Source organism: Pseudomonas sp. RU47 (genome assembly GCF_004011755.1).
In the GTDB taxonomy this organism is placed as follows: domain Bacteria; phylum Pseudomonadota; class Gammaproteobacteria; order Pseudomonadales; family Pseudomonadaceae; genus Aquipseudomonas.
On record NZ_CP022411.1, the window covers coordinates 2,163,308 to 2,187,423 of the forward strand.

2 protein-coding genes (1 of these 2 cut by a window edge) are annotated in these 24,116 nt (G+C 62.3%); both read left to right on the forward strand.

Features of this window, described 5'->3' with window-relative positions; all coding sequences use genetic code 11:
• Entirely contained in the window at positions 1–12,321 is a 12,321-nt protein-coding gene (locus CCX46_RS09970) for a non-ribosomal peptide synthetase (RefSeq protein ID WP_127926537.1), read from the forward strand.
• Positions 12,321–24,116: the 5' portion of a non-ribosomal peptide synthase/polyketide synthase gene (locus CCX46_RS09975; protein ID WP_127926538.1), read on the forward strand. 1,731 nt of this gene lie beyond the right edge of the window; the window shows 11,796 of its 13,527 coding nt (coding positions 1–11,796); its start codon is at positions 12,321–12,323; its stop codon lies beyond the right edge, outside the window. The genes CCX46_RS09970 and CCX46_RS09975 overlap by 1 nt, the downstream gene beginning before the upstream one ends.

The following is a 24,116-nucleotide window of genomic DNA, read 5'->3' on the forward strand; positions in this document are numbered from 1 at the left end:
ATGAATGCTGAAGACTCCCTGAAACTTGCTCGCCGGTTTATCGGGCTACCCCTGGAAAAGCGCCAGATGTTCCTCGCTGCCCTGCAGAGGGAAGGGGTGGATTTTTCCCGGTTTCCGATTCCGACCGGCGTCGAGGCCGAGGATCGGCAGGCGCTGTCTTACGCACAGCAACGCATGTGGTTTCTCTGGCAGCTGGATCCCCAAGGTGGCGCCTATAACCTGCCGGGCGCGGTACGGCTCAATGGCCGCTTGAACCTGGCGGCACTGGAGCAAGCCTTCGCCAGCCTGGTCGAGCGTCACGAAACCCTGCGTACGGTGTTCCAGCGCCAGGCCGATGACAGTCTGCTGCAAGTGCCGGCCAGCGCGCCGCTGGTGATCCGCCATGAAGACTTCAGCGCGCTGCCGGCCGGCGAGCGTGAGCAGGCTGTGGTGCAGGCCGCCGAGCAACAGTCGGTGTTGCCATTCGATCTGGCCGTGGGTCCGCTGCTGCGGGTGACGTTGCTCAAGCTCGCCGATCAGGAGCATGTGCTGCTGCTGACCTTGCACCACATCGTCTCCGATGGCTGGTCGATGAACGTGCTGATCGACGAATTCATTCGTTGCTATGACGCATTCGATGCCTGTCAGCCGCCGCAACTGGCCGCGCTGCCGATCCAGTACAGCGACTACGCCTTGTGGCAGCGCCGTTGGCTGGAGGCGGGCGAACAGGCGCGTCAACTCGATTACTGGCAGGCGCAACTGGGCAACGAACACCCGGTGCTGGAGCTGCCGCTGGATCATTCGCGTCCGGCGATGCCGAGCTATCGCGGCACTCGCTATGAGTTCGCTGTCGATGAACAACTGGCCGGGCAACTGCGCAACACCGCGCAGCAGCATCAAGTCACGTTGTTCATGCTCTTGCTCGGTGCCTTCAACGCGCTGCTGCATCGCTACACCGGGCAGACCGACATCCGTGTCGGCGTGCCGATTGCCAACCGCAACCGTGGCGAAATCGAAGGGCTGATCGGCTTCTTCGTCAACACTCAAGTGCTGCGTACCCAACTGGACGGGCAGACCCGGGTCGACGATCTGCTGCGCGCCGTCAAGGACACCGCGCTCGGCGCTCAGGCGCATCAGGATCTGCCGTTCGAGCAACTGGTCGAAGCGCTGAAGCTGGAACGCAGCCTCAGTCACACGCCGCTGTTTCAGGTGATGTACAACCACCAGCCGCAAGTAGCGGACATCGCCAGCATCCGCACTGCCTCCGGTCTACTGCTGAACAGCCTCGACTGGCAGAGCCGTACCACCCAGTTCGACCTGACCCTCGATACCTACGAGAAGGGCGGCAAGCTGCATGCGTCGCTGACGTACGCCAGCGACTTGTTCGAGCCGGCGACCATCGAGCGCATGGCGCGCCACTGGTTGCGCTTGCTCACGGCCATGGTTGCCGATCCGTCGCAACGCGTCGGCGAATTGTCGCTGCTGGAGGCTGATGAACAGCACATGCTGGTGCACGACTGGAACAACGTCCACGCGGTTTACCCGACCGAAACACCGATCCATCAACTGATCGAAGCGCAGGTTGCGCGCACGCCGAATGCGCCTGCACTGGTGTTCGGTGAGCAGACGCTGAGCTACGCCGAACTGGATGCCCGGGCCAACCGCCTCGCGCATTTACTGGGTGAACAAGGCGTGCGGGACGACAGTCTGGTCGGCGTTTGTGCTCTGCGTTCGGTGGAAATGGTTGTGGCGCTGCTGGCGATTCTCAAGGCTGGCGGCGCTTATGTGCCACTGGATCCGGAGTACCCGCAGGAACGTCTGGCGTACATGATCGAGGACAGCGGCATCACCTTGCTGCTGACCCAGGATGCTTTGCTGGCATCGCTGCCGACTGACGGCGTGCAGGTCATCACGCTGGATCAGCCGGGCCTGCTCGACCGCTACAGCGATAGCCGCCCGAACGTCAGCGTTGATCCGCTGAACCTGGCCTATGTGATTTACACCTCGGGTTCCACCGGCAAACCGAAAGGCGCCGGCAACAGCCACGCGGCGCTGGTCAACCGCTTGTGCTGGATGCAGGAAGCGTACGCGATCGACGCCAGCGATTCGGTGTTGCAGAAAACCCCGTTCAGCTTTGACGTTTCGGTCTGGGAATTCTTCTGGCCGCTGCTGACCGGCGCGCGTCTGGTGGTTGCCGCGCCAGGTGCGCACCGCGATCCGCTGCAACTGATCGACATCATCAACCGCCACGGTATCAGTACGTTGCACTTTGTGCCGTCGATGTTGCAGGCGTTCATTCATGAGGCGGGTGTCGAAAGCTGCGTGGGCCTCAAGCGCATCGTCTGCAGCGGTGAAGCATTGCCGCTGGATGCGCAACTGCAAGTCTTCGCCAAACTGCCGAACGCTGGCCTCTACAACCTCTACGGCCCGACCGAAGCGGCGATCGACGTAACTCACTGGACCTGCGTTGACGAGGGCGCCGACAGCGTGCCGATCGGCCGGCCGATCGCCAACCTGCGCACCCACGTCCTTGATGCTGAGTTGCTGCCGGTGCCAAGTGGCGTGGCTGGCGAACTGTATCTGGGCGGCGCCGGTCTCGCGCGCAGTTATCACCAGCGTCCGGCGCTGACCGCCGAGCGGTTTGTGCCGTGCCCGTTCCACGACGGCGCGCGCCTGTATCGCACCGGTGACCGTGTGCGTCAGCGTGCCGACGGGGTGATCGAATACCTGGGTCGTCTCGACCATCAAGTGAAACTGCGCGGTCTGCGCATCGAGCTGGGTGAAATCGAAACCCGCCTGATGCAGCATCCGCTGGTGCGCGAAGCGGTGGTGCTGGTGCAGGGGGGCAAACATCTGGTCGCGTATCTGGTGCTGGAACAGGCTCAGCCGGACGAGCAGTGGCAGCAGGACGTCAAGGCGTGGCTGCTCGGCAGCCTGCCGGAATTCATGGTGCCGACCTACCTGATGACGCTGGAAAAACTGCCGGTAACGGCCAACGGCAAACTCGATCGCAAAGCCTTGCCGCAACCGGACGCCGCGCCGCAACAGGCGTTCGTTGCGCCGCAGGATGCGCTGCAAAAAGCCCTGGCGGCGATCTGGGAGGACGTGCTCGGCCTTGAGCGCGTCGGCCTCGAAGACAACTTCTTCGAACTGGGCGGCGATTCGATCATCTCGATTCAAGTGGTCAGCCGTGCGCGGCAGGCCGGGATTCGCGTCAGTCCGCGTGACCTGTTCCAGTATCAAACGGTGCGCAGCCTTGCGCTGGTCGCCACGCTGGATAATCAGACCTTGGTGGATCAGGGGCCGGTGACCGGCGACGCCGTGCTCGGGCCAATTCAACAGCATTTCTTCAGCCGCGCGATGCCGCTGCGTGAGCACTGGAACCAGTCGTTGCTGCTGACCCCACGCGACACCTTGAACGCGCAGTGGCTCGATGCTGCACTAACCGAGGTGATCAATCATCACGACGCGTTGCGCCTGCGCTTTGTCGAAAGCGCCGACGGCTGGCAGCAAAGCCATGGCCCGTTGGTTGGCAGCGCTGACTTGTGGCAGCGCGATGCCGAGTCCGCAGAACAGCTGCAGACGCTGTGCAACGAAGCCCAGCGCAGCCTCGATTTGCAGAACGGTCCGCTGTTGCGTGCATTGCTGGTGACGCTGGCCGATGGCACTCAGCGCCTGAACCTGATCATTCACCACTTGGCGGTGGACGGCGTTTCCTGGCGCGTGCTGCTGGAAGATTTGCAACAGGCTTACGAGCAGCGCTCGGCGGGCGGCGGCATTCAGTTGCCGGCCAAGACCAATGCCTTCCAGAACTGGACCGCGCGTCTGGAAAGCGCCACTGCACGCTTCGATGAACAACTGGATTACTGGAAAACCCAGCATCAAGGTGCGCAGGATCTGCCGTGCGAACGTCCCGATGGCAGCCTGCAAAACCTGCACAGCGAGAAAATCGAATGGCGCCTCGACGCCGAGCGTACCCGTCAGTTGCTGCAACAGGCGCCGGCGGCGTATCGCACGCAAGTCAATGACCTGCTGTTGACCGCACTGGCGCGCACCATCAGTCGGTGGAGCCAGCAGCCCGGCACGTTGATCGAACTCGAAGGCCATGGCCGCGAAGACCTCTTCGATGACATCGACCTGACCCGCACCGTGGGCTGGTTCACCAGTTTGTTCGCGGTCAAGCTGACGGCCGCCGACGATCTCGACGGGTCGATCAAGTCGATCAAGGAGCAACTGCGCGCCGTGCCGGACAAAGGTCTGGGCTACGGCGTGCTGCGTTATCTGGCGGCACCGGCGGTGCGCGCCGAACTGGCGGAGTTGGCGCCGCCACGGATTACCTTCAACTACCTCGGCCAGTTCGATCGTCAGTTCGACGACGCGGCGCTGTTCGTGCCGTCCGCTGAAACCAGCGGCGTTGCGCAGGATCCGGCAGCGCCGTTGGCCAACTGGCTGACGCTGGAAGGCCAGGTCTATGGCGGTGAGCTGTCGATGAGCTGGGGGTTCAGCCGCGAGATGTTCGACAGCGCGACCGTGCAGTATCTGGTCGATCAATACGCGCTGGAACTGCATGCGCTGATTGAACATTGCTGCACGTTGCAAGTCGCACAGGCAACGCCATCGGACTTCCCGCTGGCGCGCGTGACCCAGGCACAACTGGATGGGTTGCCGGTGCCGGCAGGTCAACTCGATGATGTTTATCCGCTGTCGCCGATGCAACAGGGCCTGCTGTTCCATACCCTTTATGAACAAGCGGCGGGTGAGTACATCAACCAGTTGCGCGTCGACGTGCAAGGTCTCGACCCCGAGCGTTTCCGCGCTGCGTGGCAGGCCACCGTCGATGCGCAGGACATTCTGCGCAGCGGTTTCGTCTGGCAGGGTGAGCTGACGCAGCCGGTGCAGATCGTCCACAAGCAGGTGCAACTGCCATTCAGCACGCTGGACTGGCGCGACCGCGAGGATCAGCCGGCAGCGCTCGCTGCGCTGGCAGATGCCGAGCGCCAGCAAGGTTTTGATCTGAGCTGTGCGCCACTGCTGCGACTGGTTCTGGTGCAGACCGGTGCCGAACAATGGCATTTGATTTACACCCATCACCACATCCTCATGGACGGCTGGAGCAACTCGCAGTTGCTCGGCGAAGTCTTGCAGCGCTACAGCGGGCGCACGCCGGCGAATGGCGGCGGGCGTTATCGCGACTACATCGCCTGGCTGCAACGTCAGGATGGCCAACTGAGTGAAGATTTCTGGAACGGCCAACTGGCCGCCCTGCAAGAGCCGACCCGACTGGCGCGCGCGGCCACCTCTGGCGAGAACCAGAGCGGCCACGGCGATCATTACCTGACACTGGACGTGCAGCGCACCCAGGCGCTGGAAACCTTTGCCCGCCAACAAAAAGTCACCGTCAACACCTTGGTGCAAGCGGCGTGGCTGCTGTTGCTGCAACGCTATACCGGTCACGAAGCCGTGGCGTTCGGTGCGACCGTGGCCGGGCGTCCGGCGGATCTGCCGGGCATTGAGCAGCAGGTCGGTCTGTTCATCAACACCTTGCCGGTGATCGGCGCACCGCGTCCGGATCAAAGCGTTGGCAGCTGGCTGCAAGCGGTACAGGCGCAGAATCTGAGCCTGCGCGACTTCGAACACACGCCACTGGCGGACATCCAGCGTTGGGCCGGACAGGGCGGTGAAGCACTGTTCGACAACATTCTGGTGTTCGAGAACTACCCGATTGCCCAGGCGCTGAGTCAGGCCGGGCAAGGGCTGACATTCGGTGATGTCGGCAACCTCGAACAAACCCATTACGCGCTGAGCGTGGCGGTCACCCTCGGTCAGCAGTTGGCGTTGCACTACAGCTTTGATCGCGGCCAGTTCGCCAGCGATGTCATCGCCGGCATCAGTGCGCACCTGCTGCAATTGCTTGAGCAGTTCGCCCTGTCGGCCGAGCGCAACCTCGGTGAAATCCCTTTGGCGGACGCTCAAGAGCAGGCGCGCCAGCAAGCCGAAAACCACCCGCAGCCGTACCCGGTGGACATCGGCGTGCATCAGCGCATTGCCGCGCTGGCCGCAGAAAATCCGCAGCGCACGGCGGTGATTTTCAATGATCAGCATTTCAGCTACGGCGAAATCGACCAGCGAGCCAATCAACTGGCGCACGCGCTGATCGCCCGTGGCGTCGGCGCGGAAACCCGCGTTGGCGTAGCGCTGCCGCGCAGTGAGTCGGTGATCGTCGCGCTGCTGGCCGTGCTCAAGGCTGGCGGTGCTTATGTGCCGCTGGATACCAGCTATCCGCGCGAACGCTTGGCCTATCTGATCGAAGATTCCGGGCTGGCGTTGTTGATCAGCGACTCGTCGGTGTCGACGCAATTACCGGTCGATGAATCGGTGCCGCTGCTGGAACTGGATCGTCTCGATTTGCGCGAGTTGCCGATCAAGGCGCCGCACGTGCAGCTCGATCCGCACAACCTCGCCTACGTGATTTATACCTCCGGTTCCACCGGCAATCCGAAAGGCGTCAGCGTCGCCCACGGTCCGTTGGCCATGCATTGCCAGGCCATCGGTCAGCGCTATGAAATGCGCGACAGTGACTGCGAATTCCATTTCATGTCGTTCGCCTTCGACGGTGCCCACGAACGCTGGCTGACCAGCCTGACCCACGGTGCGTCGCTGCTGATTCGCGACGACAGCTTGTGGACGCCGGAGCAGACCTACAACGCGATGATCGAACACGGCGTGACCGTGGTCGCCTTCCCGCCGGTGTACCTGCAACAACTGGCCGAACACGCCGAGCGTGTCGGCAATCCGCCGAAAGTGCGTATCTATTGCTTTGGCGGTGATGCGGTGCCGAACGCCAGTTTCGAGCGCGTTAAGCGTGCGCTCGATCCGGACTACATCATCAACGGTTACGGCCCGACCGAAACCGTGGTCACCCCACTGATCTGGAAGGCCGGTCGCGAGGTGCCATGCGGCGCTGCGTATGCGCCAATCGGCAGCCGCATTGGTGACCGTAGCGCTTATGTGCTCGACGCCGATCTGAACCTGCTGCCGCAAGGCATGGCCGGTGAGTTGTACCTTGGAGGTACAGGGCTGGCGCGGGGTTATCTGAACCGTCCGGGGCTGACTGCCGAGCGTTTTGTGGCTGATCCGTTCAGCACCAACGGCGGTTTGCTTTATCGCACTGGCGACCTGGTCCGTCAGCGTGCCGATGGCACGTTCGATTATCTGGATCGCATCGACAATCAGGTGAAAATCCGCGGTTTCCGCATCGAGCTGGGCGAAGTCGAAGCGGCGCTGCAAGCCCTCGACGGCGTACGCGAAGCGGTGGTCGTGGCGCAGGAAGGCAGCGCCGGCAGTGGCAAGCGTCTGGTGGCGTATGTGGTGGGCGATTCCAGCCGTGCCGACTTCACTGACGATCTGCGTGCACAACTCAAGGCGACGTTGCCAGCGCACATGGTGCCGGCGTATGTGCTGCGTCTGGAGCGCATGCCGCTGACGCCGAACGGCAAACTCGATCGCAAGAACCTGCCGAAACCGGACGTCAGCCAACTGCAGCAAACTTACGTTGCACCGCAAACCGCGCTGGAACAGCAACTGGCGACGATCTGGCAGGACGTGCTCAAGCTTGAGCAAGTGGGCGTCAGCGACAACTTCTTCGAGCTGGGCGGCGACTCGATCATTTCGATTCAGGTGGTCAGCCGTGCGCGGCAGGCCGGGATTCGCTTCACGCCCAAAGACCTGTTCCAGCACCAGACCATCGCCGCACTGGCGTTGGTGGCACAGACCGGAGAAGCGCTGCAATTGATCGATCAGCAACCGGTCACCGGCAGCACGGCGTTGCTGCCGATCCATCAGGAATTTTTCGCGCAGGCGATTCCCGATCGTCATCACTGGAACCAGTCAGTGATGCTCAAGCCAACGCAGGCGCTGGACCCGCAGCTGCTGGAACACGCGCTGGATGCGCTAGTGTTGCATCACGACAGCTTGCGCCTGGACTTTGTCGAGCAGGCTGACGGCTGGGGCGCGCAATACCGCGACGTTGCCACGCAAGCCGGCGAGACCATCCTCTGGCAAGTCGATGTGGCTGATCTCGCGGCGCTGGAGGCCCTGGGTGAAAAGGCCCAGCGCAGCTTGCAATTGAGCGGCGGCTCGCTGATTCGCGCGGTGTTGGCGAACCTGGCTGACGGTACGCAACGCCTGTTGCTGATCGTGCATCACCTGGTGGTCGATGGCGTGTCGTGGCGGATTCTGTTCGAGGATCTGCAAAACGCTTATCGGCAGATCCTTGCCGGTAACCCCGTGCAATTGCCGGCCAAGACCAGTGCAGTCAAAGCCTGGGCGGCAGCGTTGCAGGACTATGCGGCAAGCCCAGCGCTGCAAACCGAACTGGGCTTTTGGCAGCAGCAGTTGCAGGGCGCCTCGGCTGCCTTGCCTTATGACCATCCGCACGGCGGGCAGCAACACGATCAGGCGCTGACGATCCGCAGCAAACTGGACAAAGCCCTGACCCGTCAACTCTTGCAGGATGCGCCGCAGGCCTATCGCACGCAGGTCAACGATCTGCTGCTGACGGCGCTGGCGCGAGTGATGGTGCGCTGGACCGGTGACGACAGTGCGCTGGTTTTGCTGGAGGGCCATGGTCGCGAAGACCTCTTCGACAGCATCGACCTGACCCGCACCGTGGGCTGGTTCACCAGTGTGTTTCCGGCGCGTTTGTCGCCGGTTGCTGAGCTGGGCGCTTCGCTGAAACAGATCAAGGAGCAGCTGCGGGCAATCCCGCACAAAGGCATCGGTTTCGGTGCGCTGGCACATCTGGGCGCTGCGCCGTCTCGCGAGGCACTGCAAGGCTTGCCAGCGCCGCGCCTGACCTTCAACTATCTGGGCCAGTTCGACGGCAGCTTCAATGCGGCCGATGAAGCCTTGTTCGCACCGACCAGCGAATCCGGCGGCGCTGAAGTCAACATGCAAGGCCCGCTGGGCAACCCGCTGGCATTGAACGGCAAAGTCTTCGGCGGCGAACTGGATTTGAGCTGGACTTACAGCGGCGCCATGTTTGACGCGGCGACCATCCAGCGTCTGGCCGATGATTATGTGCAGGAACTGACGGTGCTGATCGGCCACTGTTGCGACAGCGGCAACCGTGGTGTAACGCCGTCGGACTTCCCGCTGGCGCAACTGTCGCAAGCGCAACTGGATGCGCTGGTGCTGGAACCGCAAGGCATCGATGACATCTATCCGCTGTCGCCGATGCAGCAAGGCATGTTGTTCCACACCTTGCTCGAACACGGCAATGGCGACTACATCAACCAGATGCGCCTCGACGTCGATGGCGTCGACCCGCAGCGTTTCCGCGCGGCCTGGCAAGCAGTGGTGGATGCCCACGATATTCTGCGCAGCGGATTCTTCTGGCAGGGCGACTTGCCGCAACCGGTGCAAGTGGTGCAGCGGCAGGTGGACGTGCCGTTCAGCGTGCTCGACTGGAACGGCAAGGTTGATCTGGAGGCGGCGCTGCAAACCCTTGCTGACGAGGAGCGAGCGCTGGGCCTGGACCTGACCTGCGCGCCGCTGTTGCGCCTGGTACTGGTGCGCACAGCGACTGATCGTCATCACCTGATCTACACCAACCACCACATCCTGATGGATGGCTGGAGCAGCGCGCAGTTGCTCGGCGAAGTGCTGCAGCACTATCGCGGCGAAGCGGTGCCACGTCCGGCGGGTCGCTATCGTGATTACATCGGTTGGCTGCAACGTCAGGATGCAACGGCGGCTGAAGCCTATTGGCTGGCGGCGCTGGAACCTCTGCACGAGCCGACGCGTCTGGCCAATGCCATTGCACGGCCAGTCGACGCTTTGCCGAATGTCGGTTATGGCGACCATTACCAAGTGCTGGACGCTGATCTGAGCGTACGTCTGGGTGAATTTGCCCGGGCCTCGAAAGTCACTGTTAACACGCTGGTGCAAGCCGCGTGGCTGTTGCTGTTGCAGCGCTACACCGGCAAGGACTGCGTGGCGTTCGGCGCGACCGTGGCCGGGCGTCCGGCGGATCTGCCGGGAGCCGAGGAGCAGATCGGTCTGTTCATCAACACCTTGCCAGTGGTGGCCGCGCCGCAAGCGCAGCAGAGTCTGGCCAGTTGGCTGCAAGCCGTGCAGGCGCAGAACCTCGCTTCACGCGAGTTCGAACACACGCCGCTGGCGGACATTCAGCGCTGGGCCGGGCAGGGCGGTGACGCACTGTTCGACAGCCTGATGGTTTTCGAGAACTATCCGATTGGCGAAGCGCTGGAGCGCGGCGCGCCGCAGGGTTTGCGTTTTGGTGCAGTGGTCAATCAGGAACAGACCAACTATCCGCTGACTTTGCTGGTGAGCATGGGCGCGCAACTGTCGGTGCATTTCAGCTATCAGCGCGACAGCTTCGCCCCGGCCAGCGTGGCGCAGTTGGGCGCGAGTCTGCAGCGTTTGCTGACGCAGATGGCTGCAGCAGGTGAACGCTCGTTGAGCGAGTTGAACCTGATCGACAACGGCCCAAGTGTCGAGACCGACTTCGTCACCGAGCTGTGCATTCATCAAGGCATTGCCCGCCAAGTGGCAGCAACCCCGGATGCGCTGGCGGTGACCTTCGCCGATACGCGACTGACCTACGCCGAACTGGACGCGCAAGCCAACCGTCTGGCGCACAAGCTGATCGAGTTGGGTGTCGGCCCGGAAGTGCGCGTGGGCGTGGCGATGCCGCGTTCCGAGCAGTTGCTGATTGCCTTGCTGGCGGTGCTCAAGGCCGGTGGCGCCTATGTGCCGCTGGACCCGGATTATCCGGCCGATCGCGTTGCCTACATGCTCGAAGACAGCCGTGCGCGGGTGTTGCTCACCGAGCAAGCGGTCGCTGCGACGCTGAGCGTGCCGGGCGATACGCAAGTGCTGCTGATGGATCAGGTTTCGCTGAGCGGTTACTCAGATGTCGCGCCGCAAACGGCGGTGCAGCCGGACAACCTCGCCTACGTCATCTACACCTCCGGTTCCACCGGCAAACCGAAAGGCGTGGCGATTGCTCACCGCAACGTCATGGCGCTGATCGACTGGTCGGCCAAGGTCTACAGCCGCGACGACATCCAGGGCGTGCTGGCCACGACTTCGGTGTGCTTCGACCTGTCGGTGTGGGAGCTGTTTGTCACGTTGGCCAACGGCGGTTCGCTGATCATCGCGCGCAATGCTTTGGAGCTGGCAAACCTGCCGGCTCGCGATCAGGTGCGTCTGATCAACACCGTGCCATCGGCGATCGCTGCGCTGCAACGCGCCGGGCAGATTCCGGCGAGCGTGCGCATCATCAACCTGGCGGGTGAGCCGCTCAAACAAGGGCTTGTCAACGCGTTGTATCAGCAGTCGACAGTCGAGCATGTCTACGACCTGTACGGTCCGTCGGAAGACACCACCTATTCGACCTGGACCCGCCGCATCGCCGGTGGTCAACCGCGCATCGGTCGTGCTCTTGATCACAGCGTCAGCCATTTGCTCGACGCCGATCTGCAAGCGGTGCCGCAAGGGATTTCGGCGGAGCTGTACTTGTCCGGCGCCGGCATCACCCGCGGTTATCTGGGGCGTGCGGCGATGACCGCCGAGCGCTTTGTGCCGAACCCGTTCGTCGGCAATGGCGAGCGCATGTACCGCACCGGCGACCTGATTCGTGAACGCGAAGAGGGCGCGCTGGAGTACATGGGCCGGATCGACCATCAGGTGAAAATTCGTGGATTCCGCATCGAACTGGGCGAGATCGAGGCGCGATTGCTCGCTCAACCGGCGGTCACCGAAGCGGCGGTGCTGGCCGTTGAAGGAGAGGGCGGTGCGCAACTGGTGGCCTACGTGGTCGCCCCGCAACTGGATCTGTACGACGGCGAAGCGCAACGGCAACTGCGCGACGGACTAAAGACTGGCCTCAAGTCTTCGTTACCTGACTACATGATTCCCGCGCACCTGCTGTTCCTTGAGCAGTTGCCACTGACCCCTAACGGCAAACTCGACCGCAAGGCCCTGCCAGCGGTGGATGCCAGCCAGATGCAGGCCGCGTACGTTGCGCCGCAGAGTGTGCTTGAGCAGCAGGTCGCGGTGATCTGGCAGCAGGTGCTCGAGGTTGAACGCATTGGTCTGAACGATCACTTCTTCGAACTGGGCGGGCACTCGCTGCTGGCGGTCAACGTGGTGTCGCGCATGGCCCTTGAGCTGGGCCTGACGCTGACCCCGCAACTGTTATTCCAGCACCCCGTCCTGAGCGACTTTGTCGCTCGACTCGATACAGGAGGCGGGGCAATCAACGAACAGAAACTGAGCAAGCTGGAAGCCCTGCTTGACGATATGGAGGAAGTCTGATGGACAAGAGTGTTGCTTTGAGGGTAGCCAAGCGCTTTATCACTCTGCCGCTGGACAAACGTAAGCTGTACCTGGAAAAGATGCTCGAAGAGGGCGTCTCTCCGGCCAACCTGCCGATCCCGGAAACACGTTCCGGGTTTGCAGCGATTCCTCTGTCGTACGCTCAGGAACGCCAACTGTTCCTCTGGCAAATGGACCCGCACAGCACCGCGTATCACATTCCCAGCGCCTTGCGCCTCAAGGGGCAACTGGATGTGGCGGCGCTGGAACGCAGCTTCAATGCGGTGGCGGCGCGTCATGAAAGTTTGCGCACCACGTTTGCCGAGCACGGCGAAACCTTCTGCCAGGTGATTCACCCGCAATTGCCGCTGCGGATCACCCTGGCACCGTTGCCGGCAGGCCTCGACGCCGCTGGCGAAGAGGCGGCGATCAAGGCGTTTGTCGAAGGCGAAACCGCGCGCCCGTTCAATCTGCAACAGGGGCCGCTGCTGCGCGTGGCATTGCTCAAGGTCGCTGATGACGATCATGTGCTGGTGTTGATCCAGCACCACATCATCTCCGATGGCTGGTCGATCAAAGTGCTGGTCAACGAGTTGATCCAGCATTACGCCGCCGACACCGCCGGGCAGCCACTGGCATTGCCGGAACTGGAGGTGCAATACGCCGACTACGCGATCTGGCAGCGTCACTGGCTGGAAGCGGGTGAGCGCGAGCGGCAGCTGGCTTACTGGATCAAGACGCTGGACGGCGAGCAGCCGGTGCTGGAATTGCCGATCGATTTTCCGCGTCCTGCGGTGCAAAGCCTGCGCGGTGCACGTCTGCAACTGGACCTGCCAGCCGCCCTCGGCGATGCGCTCAAACAACTGGCTCAGCGCGAAGGTGCGAGCCTGTTCATGGTGTTGCTGGCGTCGTTTCAGGCGTTGCTGCATCGCTACAGCGGCCAGGCGCAGGTTCGCGTCGGCGTGCCGACCGCCAACCGCAACCGGGTCGAAACTGAAGGCCTGATCGGCTTCTTCGTCAACACCCAAGTACTCAATGCCGAAGTGCATGGTCAACTGCCGTTCAACCAATTGCTGGCGCAGGTCAAGCAAGCGGCGATGGCCGCGCAGGCGCATCAGGATCTGCCGTTCGAGCAGTTGATCGAAGCGCTGCAACCGGAGCGCAGCCTGAGCCACAGCCCGGTGTTCCAGGTGATGTTCAACCACCAGACCAGCCGTGATCAGGGCCGTAGCGCGGTGCAACTGCCGCAGCTGAGCGTCGAAGATGTGCAGTGGGAAGGGCGCACCGCGCAATTCGACCTGACGCTCAATACCTATGGATCGAATGACGGTTTCGCCGCCGAGCTGACCTACGCTACCGATCTGTTCAAGCCGGAAACGGTCGAGCGTCTGGCGCGTCATTGGCAAAACCTGTTGCAAGGTATTGTGGCCGCACCGACTCAACGGGTTGGCGAGTTGCCCTTGCTGGAAAGTGCCGAGCACGGCGTGTTGTTGCAGGACTGGTTGCGTGTAGCTGATCACAGCGCGCAGGCCGAGTGCGTGCAGCAGGACTTTGCCTTGCAGGCGCAACGAAACCCGCAGGCGACGGCGCTGATCATCGGCGACGATGTACTGACGTATGGCGAGCTGGATGCCCGGGCCAATCAACTGGCGCATCACCTGATCGAGGCCGGCGTCGGCCCGGATCAGCTGGTCGGCATCGCGGTGGAGCGCAGCGTTGAGATGATCGTCGGCCTGTTGGCGATCCTCAAGGCCGGCGGCGCTTATGTGCCGCTGGACCCGGCGTATCCCGAGGATCGCCTGGCCTACATGATCGAAGACAGCGGTCTGCAATTGCTGCTGACCCAAACGCACTTGCAAGCGCAGTTGCCGATCCCGGCGGGTGTGCACACCCTGTTGCTTGATCAGTCAGGTGACTGGCTAGCGACTTATCCACAGACCGCGCCGGACGTTGCCGTCAATGGCGAGCTTCTGGCGTACACGATCTACACCTCCGGCTCCACCGGCAAACCGAAAGGCGTGATGGTGCGCCACGCGGCACTGAGCAATTTTGTCGCGAGCATGATCAAGCAGCCGGGGATTGCCGCTGCAGATCGCATGCTGTCGCTGACCACGTTCTCGTTCGATATTTTCGGCCTGGAAATCTATGGCTCATTGCTCGCCGGCTCCTGTGTGGTGCTGACCGGCAAGGATGTGCATCAGGATCCTCAAGCGGTGCTCGAACTGATCGAGCGTCATGCCGTCAGCGTCCTGCAAGCCACGCCATCGACCTGGCGCATGCTGCTCGACAACGAACACGCAGCGATTCTCAAGGACCGCACGTTCCTCTGTGGCGGTGAAGCGCTGCCGCAGGAGCTGGCCAATCGCATGCTGGCGCTGACGCCGAGCGTGTGGAACCTGTATGGCCCGACCGAAACCACGATCTGGTCGGCGCAACACGCACTGAGCGCGGACCACAGCCGTCCATTCCTCGGCACGCCGATAGACAACACCGCGCTGTACATTCTCGGCAGCGACCTTGAGCTCAATCCGCTCGGCGCACCCGGTGAATTGCTGATTGGCGGTGACGGTCTGGCCCGTGGTTACTTCCAGCGCCCGAGTCTGACCGCTGAACGGTTTGTGCCGGATCCGTTCTCGGCAAACGGTGCGCGTCTGTACCGCACCGGCGACCTGACCCGTTATCGCGCAGAAGGCGTGATCGAGTACATCGGGCGCATCGACCATCAAGTGAAAATCCGTGGTTTCCGTATCGAACTGGGCGAGATCGAAGCGCGTTTGCTCGCGCTCGACAGCGTGCGCGAAACCGTCGTCGTCGCTCAGGACGGCCCGACCGGCGCGCAACTGGTCGGCTATGTGGTGCCATCCACCAGCGCTGTTGACGAAGTCGAACTGCGCGCCGCTCTGAAAGCCAGCCTCAAGGCTGAACTGCCGGAATACATGGTGCCGGCGCACCTGTTGTTCCTCGCGCAACTGCCGCTGACCCCCAACGGCAAAGTCGACCGCAAAGCCTTGCCGGCACCCGACGCCAGCCAGTTGCAATCGACCTATATCGCGCCGCAAACCGCGACTCAACACAGCGTCGCCGAGATCTGGCAAGCGGTGCTCAAGCTTGAGCGTGTCGGCCTGAGTGACAACTTCTTCGAACTCGGCGGCCATTCCTTGCTGGTAACGCAAGTGGTCTCGCGAGTGCGTCAGACGCTGAACGTTCAGGTGCCGCTGCGTACGCTGTTCGAACACAGCGTTCTGGAAGACTTCGTCGCCGCCCTGGGTGTCGATCAGGCGACGCAGGAACCGGCGATTGTCGCGCTGCCGCGTACGCAACCGATGGCACTTTCCTATGCGCAGGAACGTCAGTGGTTCCTTTGGCAACTGGAGCCGACCAGCAGCGCTTATCACGTTCCGGCCGCACTGCGTCTGCGCGGTGAACTGGATCTGCCGGCGTTGCAGCAAAGCTTCAATGCATTGATCGAGCGCCACGAATCCCTGCGCACCTGCTTCGTCGAAGAGCAGAGCACAACCCTGCAAGTGATTCAGACGCAGGGCACGCTGGACCTGCAAGTGCAGGACGTTGCAGGGCTCGACGATGCAGCGTTGCAAGCGCTGGTCGCCGAAGAAACCCTGCACTTGTTCAACCTGCAGCAAGGCCCGTTGCTGCGAGTGAAACTGCTGCGTCTGGCTGCCGATGATCATGCGCTGGTGATCACCTTGCACCACATCGTCTCCGACGGTTGGTCGATGAACATCATGGTCGATGAACTGGTGGCGCTCTATGCCGCGTACAGCCAGGGCCAGACCGCGCAATTGCCGGCGTTGCCGGTGCAATACGCCGACTATGCCGTGTGGCAGAAACAGTGGATGGACGCCGGTGAGCGCGAGCGTCAGTTGAATTACTGGACCGCGCAACTCGGCGATGGCGATCAGCCGTTGCTGGAGCTGCCGACCGACCGTCCGCGTCCCGCCGAGCAAAGCTATCGCGGCGCGCGTCGCGACATCCCGCTGAGCCTCGAACTGGCCGCTGCCCTCAAGCACGTCGCGCAGCGTGAAAACGTCACCCTGTTCGCGCTGTTGCTGGCGTCGTTCCAGACCTTGCTGCACCGCTACAGCGGTCAGGCCGACATCCGCGTTGGTGTGCCCGTGGCCAACCGCAATCGGGTGGAGACTGAAGGGCTGATTGGCTTCTTCGTCAACACCCAAGTGCTCAAGGCTGAATTCGACAGCCAGCAGACCTTCCGCAGCCTGTTGCAACAAGTGAAGAACACCGTGCTCGGCGCTCAGGCGCATCAGGATCTGCCGTTCGAGCAACTGGTCGACGCGCTGCAACCGGAGCGCAGCCTCAGCCATAGCCCGCTGTTTCAAGTGATGCACAACCACCAGAGCCAAGCGCGCCAGGCACAAGGCGCGACACGCTTGCCGCAACTCCACATCGAAGGCCTGCCGTGGGCGTCGAATACTGCGCAGTTTGATTTGACCCTGAACACTTTTGAATCGACCGACAATGTCTGGGCCGAGCTGACTTACGCCACCGACCTGTTCGACGTAGAGACCATCGAGCGCCTGTCGCAACACTGGACGAATCTGCTGCAAGGCATCGTCACCGACAGCGGCCAGCGTATCGCTGAGCTGCCGCTGTGCGACGCCGCCGAACGCGCAGCAACCCTGCTGCAATGGAACCCGGCCGTGGCCGATTTCCCTAACGAGCAGTGCCTGCATCACTTGATCGAAGCTCAGGCCGCCCGCGCACCGCAAGCCGTTGCCGTGACGTATGCCGAGCAATCCTTGAGCTACGGTGAACTCAACAGCCGTGCCAACCAGTTGGCCCACAAACTGATTGCCAGTGGCGTCGGCCCGGACGTGCGCGTCGGCCTGGCCGTTGAGCGCAGCCTCGACATGCTGGTCGGACTGCTCGCCATTCTCAAGGCCGGCGGTGCTTACGTGCCGCTGGACCCAAGCTACCCGGAAGAGCGCCTGAGCTACATGATCGGCGACAGCGGCATCGGCCTGCTGTTGAGCCAAAGTCATCTGCTCGGTCGACTGCCCGTACCGGACTCGGTGCGCAGCCTGATGCTCGATCAGGATCGCGAAGACCTCGAAGGTTACAGCGACAGCAATCCGCACGTGCGCATGAGCGCCGATAACCTCGCGTACGTGATCTACACCTCGGGTTCGACCGGTCAGCCAAAGGGCACCTTGCTCGCGCACCGCAACGTGCTGCGCCTGTTCGAAGCCACTGCGGCGTGGTTCGATTTCGGCCCGCAGGATGTCTGGAGCCTGTTCCATTCCTACGCATTCGACTTCTCCGTGTGGGAGATTTTCGGTGCGCTGCTGTACGGCGGCAAACTGGTGGTAGTGCCTTACGAGGTCAGCCGTGCGCCGGAGGATTTCTTTGCCTTGCTCTGCCGCGAAGGCATAACCGTGCTCAACCAGACGCCGTCGGCGTTCAAGCAATTGATGCAAGTTGCTTGCGCCCCTGAGCACGCCGTGCAACAGCCGGCGCTGCGTTATGTGGTGTTCGGCGGTGAAGCGCTGGACGTGAAGAGCCTGCGTCCATGGTTCGAGCGTTTCGGCGATCAGGCGCCACAACTGATCAATATGTACGGCATCACTGAAACCACCGTGCACGTGACTTACCGGCCGTTGTCGATGGCCGATTTGCAGCGTGACGCGAGCAGCCCGATCGGCGAGCCGATTGCCGACCTGTCGTGGTACCTGCTCGATGGCGACCTGAACCCGGTAGCCAAGGGTTGTATCGGTGAGCTGTATGTTGGCCGCGCCGGTCTGGCGCGCGGTTATCTGAACCGTGCCGACCTGACCACGCTGCGCTTTATTCCCGATCCGTTTGCCGCTGACGGCGGTCGTCTGTACCGCACCGGTGATCTGGCGCGCTATCGCGCCGATGGCGTGATCGAATACATCGGGCGGATCGACCATCAGGTGAAGATTCGCGGTTTCCGCATTGAGTTGGGCGAAATCGAAGCGCAACTGCTCGAACAGGCTGCCGTACGCCAGGCGGTGGTGCTGGCGCAGCCGGGCCTCAGTGGTCAACAACTGGTTGCGTATCTGGTGCCGATTGATGCGGCGTTGCTCGACGCCAGCGCCGCTGAACAAGCGCAATGGCGCGACAGCGTGCGTGCCGAGCTCAAGGAAAATCTGCCGGATCACATGATCCCGGCGCACCTGTTGTTGCTCGCACAATTGCCGCTGACCGCCAACGGCAAGCTCAACCGCAGCGCGTTGCCGTCGCCGGATGCCAGTCAGGCGCAGCAGGCCTATCAGGCGCCGCAAAGCGAGCTGGAACAACGCTTGGCCACGATCTGGCAAGACGTGCTGAAGCTGCCGCAAGTGGGCCTCAACGACAACTTCTTCGAACTGGGCGGCGACTCGATCATTTCGATTCAGGTGGTCAGCCGCGCGCGTCAGGCCGGTATTCGCCTGAACCCGAAAGACCTGTTCCAGCACCAGACCATTCAGCGACTGGCACTGGTCGCGCAGTTGGGCGACGACGAAACGAGCATCGATCAACAAGCGGTCACCGGCGCAGCGTTGCTGTTGCCGATCCAGCAGCAGTTCTTCGACGATGAAATCCCTGAGCGTCATCACTGGAACCAGTCGGTGCTGCTCAAACCGCGCCAGCCGCTGGACGGGGAGAAAATCGAGCAAGTATTGCGCGCGCTGGTCGCACATCACGATGCCTTGCGCCTGAGCTTCACTCAGCACAACGGCGTGTGGCAGGCCGAGCATCGCGCGGTTGAAGATCAGCCGCACAACCTGCTGTGGCAGGAAGACGTCGCCGATGCGGCTGCGCTGGAAGCCTTGGGCAACCGCGCGCAGCGCAGCCTCGATCTGCAGAACGGGCCGCTGTTGCGCGCGGTGCTGGCGAATCTGGCCGATGGCACGCAGCGCTTGCAGTTGGTGATCCATCACCTGGTTGTCGACGGTGTGTCGTGGCGGATTCTGCTGGAAGATCTGCAAAACGCTTATCAGCAATTGCTCGACGGTCAGCCACTGAAGCTGCCGGCGAAAACCAGCGCCTTCAAGGACTGGAGCGAGCACTTGCAGCGCTACGCCAACAGCACGGCGTTGCAACAGGAACTGGCTTACTGGCAGGCCTGCCTGAGTGATGTCGGCAGCGATCTGCCGTGCAAGCGGATGGACGCCGGTCAGCAGAACAGACTGGCGCAGACGGTACAGACCAGACTGGGCGCGGAGCTGACCCGACAACTGCTGCAAGAAGCGCCGGCGGCGTATCGCACTCAGGTCAACGACCTGTTGCTCACCGCACTGGCGCGGGTCATTGGCCGCTGGAGCGGGCAGGCGTCGACGCTGATTCAGCTCGAAGGTCATGGTCGTGAAGAGCTGTTCGACGGTGTTGACCTGACCCGTACCGTCGGCTGGTTCACCAGTCTGTTCCCAGTGCGCCTGACCCCGGCAGCTACGGCCGGCGAGTCGATCAAACAGATCAAGGAGCAACTGCGCTCGATCCCCAACAAGGGCATCGGTTTCGGCGCACTGCGTCATCTTGGCAATGCTCAGGCACAACAGAGCCTGCGTGAGTTGCCGACCCCGCGCATCACCTTCAACTACCTCGGCCAGTTCGACGGCAGTTTCGAGGGCGATGACGGCGCGCTGTTTGCACCGGCGCCGGACAACGCCGGTCTCGACCAGAGCCCGGATGCGCCAATGGGCAATTGGCTGACCCTCAACGGTCAGGTGTACGGCGGCGAATTGCGCGTAGGCTGGACATTCAGCAGCGAGCGTTTCGACAGTGCTGTGATCGAAGCACTGGCGGCGGATTACGCCGAGGAACTGGCCGCTTTGATCGGCCATTGCCTGACCCCGGGCGTCGCTGGGCTGACGCCTTCGGACTTCCCGCTGGCCGGCCTGACCCAGGCGCAGCTTGACGGCTTGCCAACCCGCCCACAGCAGATTGAAGACATTTATCCGTTGTCGCCGATGCAGCAGGGCATGCTGTTCCACACCCTTTACGCGCAACAGTCCGGTGATTACATCAACCAGATGTGTGTGGCCGTCGATGGCTTGCAGGTCGAGCGTTTCCGCGATGCCTGGCAAGCGGCGATGGACAGCCACGAAGTGCTACGCAGCGGTTTTGTCTGGGAAGGCGATCTGCCCAACGCCCTGCAAGTGGTGCACAAAGGCTTGCAAGTGCCGTTCAGCGTGCTCGACTGGCGTGATCGCGGCGACCTGGCGCCAGCCCTGAAAGCTCTGGAACTTGAGCAACGCCTGCAAGGTTTTGATCTGCACGTGGCACCGTTGCTGCGTCTGGTCGTGGTGCAGGTGGCGGCTGAGCGTTTCCATCTGATTTACACTTCGCACCACATTCTGATGGACGGCTGGAGCAACTCGCAGTTGCTCGGCGATGTATTGCAGCGCTATCACGGCCACGCGCCGGCGATGGGGGCGGGGCGTTATCGCGATTACATCGAGTGGTTGGCGCAGCAGGATGCGCAGGTCACGGAAAACTTCTGGAAGGGCCAACTGGCCGCCTTCGAGACACCGACGTATCTGGCCGATGCCGTGCCGCACCTCGTTGATGCAACCGTCACCGGTCAGGGTGAATACCTGCTGACCCTCGACACTCACGCGACCGCCGAACTCAACAGTTTTGCCCGGGCGCAAAAGGTCACGGTCAACACGCTGGTGCAAGCCGCGTGGCTGTTGCTGTTGCAACGCTACACCGGGCAGGACACTGTCACGTTCGGCGCCACGGTATCGGGGCGTCCGGCGCAGTTGAATGGCGTCGAAGGCCAGATCGGTCTGTTCATCAACACCTTGCCGATCATTGCCAGCCCACGTGCCGAACAGTCGTTGCCGCAATGGCTGCAACAGGTGCAGGCACAGAACCTGTTGCTGCGCGAGCAAGAGCACACACCGCTGTTCGACATTCAGCGTTGGGCAGGGCAGAGCGGTGAGGCGTTGTTCGATAACATTCTGGTGTTCGAGAACTACCCGATTGCCGAAGCCTTGCAGCAAGCCGAATCGGCTGACCTGCGCTTTGGCGAGGTTGACCGGTATGAGCAGACCAACTATCCGCTGACGTTGATGGTCAACCTCGATCAGCAACTGACCGTGCACTTCAGCTATCAGCACACAAGCTTTGCCGCCAGCACCGTGATCAAACTGGCGACACAGTTGCAGCAACTGTTGAGCGGCATGCACGCCAGCGTCGATGCCTGCCTGGGCGAGTGGAACTTGCTGGAGGAAGGTGACGAGCAACGTATTCTGCGTGACTGGAATCCGCAGGCAACCGCTGACCTAGAGCCGATTTGCATCCACCAGGCCATCGAGCGTCAGGTCGCTGCCCAGCCGGACGCGCGCGCCGTGACGTTCGGCCAGCAGTCCTTCACCTATGGCGATATCGATGCCCGGGCCAATCGTCTGGCGCACCGTTTGATCAGCACGGGCGTCGCCGCCGAAGTGCGCGTCGGTGTGGCGATGCAGCGCTCCGACAATCTGCTGGTGGCATTGCTCGCGGTCCTCAAGGCCGGTGGCACCTACGTGCCGCTGGACCCGGATTACCCGGCGGATCGGGTCGCCTACATGCTTGAGGACAGCCGCGCCCGCGTGCTGCTGACCGAGACCGATGTGGCGGCCACCTTGTCGCTCGCCAGCGACATGCAAGTGTTGCTGCTGGATCAACTGGATCTCTCGGCCTACAGCACGGTCGCGCCTGTCACTGGCGTGAGTGTGAACAATCTTGCCTACGTGATTTACACCTCTGGTTCCACCGGCAAGCCCAAAGGCGTATCGATCAGCCATGCCAACATCATGGCGCTCAGCGACTGGTCGAAGCACCTCTACAGCCGCGAGGACATTCAAGGTGTGCTCGCTTCGACGTCGGTGTGTTTCGACCTGTCGGTGTGGGAGCTGTTTGTCACCCTGGCCAATGGCGGTTCGTTGATCATTGCGCGCAACGCACTGGAGTTGCCGCACTTGCCGGCGCGCGATCAGGTGCGCCTGATCAATACCGTGCCGTCGGCAATCAATGCCTTGCAAGACTCTGGCGATATTCCTGCCAGCGTACGCATCATCAACCTGTGCGGCGAAGCGCTGAAGCAGAACCTCGTGGACACGCTGTATCAACAGGCGACCATCGCCGATATCTTCGACTTGTACGGCCCGTCGGAAGATACCGTTTACTCCACCTGGACCCGTCGAGAGGCAGGCGGCACGGCGAACATCGGTCGACCGATGATCCGCACCGCCAGTTATGTGCTGGGCGGCGATCTGCAACCGGCACCACAGGGTGTGTCGGCGGAGTTGTACCTGGCCGGTGCCGGCCTCAGCCGTGGCTATCTGGGCCGGGCGGCGATGACCGCAGAGAAATTCGTGCCCAATCCGTTCGCCGGCAATGGCGAGCGTATGTACCGCACGGGCGACCTGACCCGTTATCTGGGCGACGGCACGTTGCAATACGTCGGGCGTATCGATCACCAAGTGAAGGTGCGCGGTTTCCGTATCGAGCTGGGCGAAATCGAAGCGCGTCTGTTGCAGATCGACAACGTCAGCCAGGCACTGGTGGTGGCGCAACCGATCGCCTCCAGCCATCAACTGGTGGCGTATGTGGTGGTCGATGATGCGACCGTGGCCAGCGCCGATGCGGCCGCGCAAGCGCTGCTGCGCGAAGCGCTGAAGACGCAACTCAAGGTGCACCTGCCGGACTACATGATTCCGGCGCACGTGCTGTTCCTCGCCAGCCTGCCGCTGACGCCGAATGGCAAGGTCGACCGCAAAGCCTTGCCGAGCATCGACGCGTTTGTCGCGGCGGGTGACTTCGTTGCCCCGGTCGGTGAACTGGAACAGCAGATCGCAGCCATCTGGCAAAACGTCCTGGAGCTCGATCAGGTCAGCCGCGAGGATCATTTCTTCGAACTGGGCGGGCACTCGCTGCTGGCCACTCAGGCAGTCTCGCGTTTGCGCCATTTGACCGGCGGCACGTTGAGCCTGCGGGACCTGTTCAACTACCCGCGTCTCAAGGATCTGGCCACCTGGATGGCCGAAGATCAGACACCGGCCCTCGGCGGGGCGGCCAGTCAGGCAGTTCCACTGAAGGCCTGGGGCGCCAAGTCGACGGCACCGCTGTCGTTGGTGCAACGGCGTTTGTGGGTCGCCGAGCAATTGTCCGGCGGCAGTTCGGCCTACGGCATGCCGCTGGCCCTGCGCTTGCGCGGTGAGCTGTCGGTCGAGCGCTTCATGAGCAGTTTTGCCGAAGTGGTGCGCCGTCATGAAGTGTTGCGCACCGCGTATTCGCAAGATGACGAAGGTGATCCGATTGCGCTGATTGCCGAGACGGTCGATGTCGACTTCCCGTTGCTCGATTTGTCCGGTCTGTCGCGCAGTGCTCAGGAAGAACAGGTCGCACAAGCAGCGCTGGATAACGCGCGAACGCCGATCGATCTGGAGCAGGCGCCATTGTGGCGCGGGCGCATCCTGCATCTGTCGCCGACCGAGCATGTGCTGCTGTTCTCCATGCATCACATCATTTCTGACGGTTGGTCGATGGGCGTACTGGTCAACGAACTGGTGCAGATCCATGAGTTGAGCAAGGCCGGTGACACCACGCCGTTGCCGGCGCTGGAAGTGCAGTACTCGGACTTTGCCCTGTGGCAACAGGAACTGGAACGCCAAGGGATTCTCGGCCAGCAGGCGGATTACTGGAGAGATGCACTCAGTTGCTACAGCGGGCAGTTCAACCTGCCGCTGGACACCCCGCGCGGGCCGGTGGCGTCGTACGACGGTGATGCCGTGCAGTTTCATCTGCCGAAGGATTTGAGCCAGGCC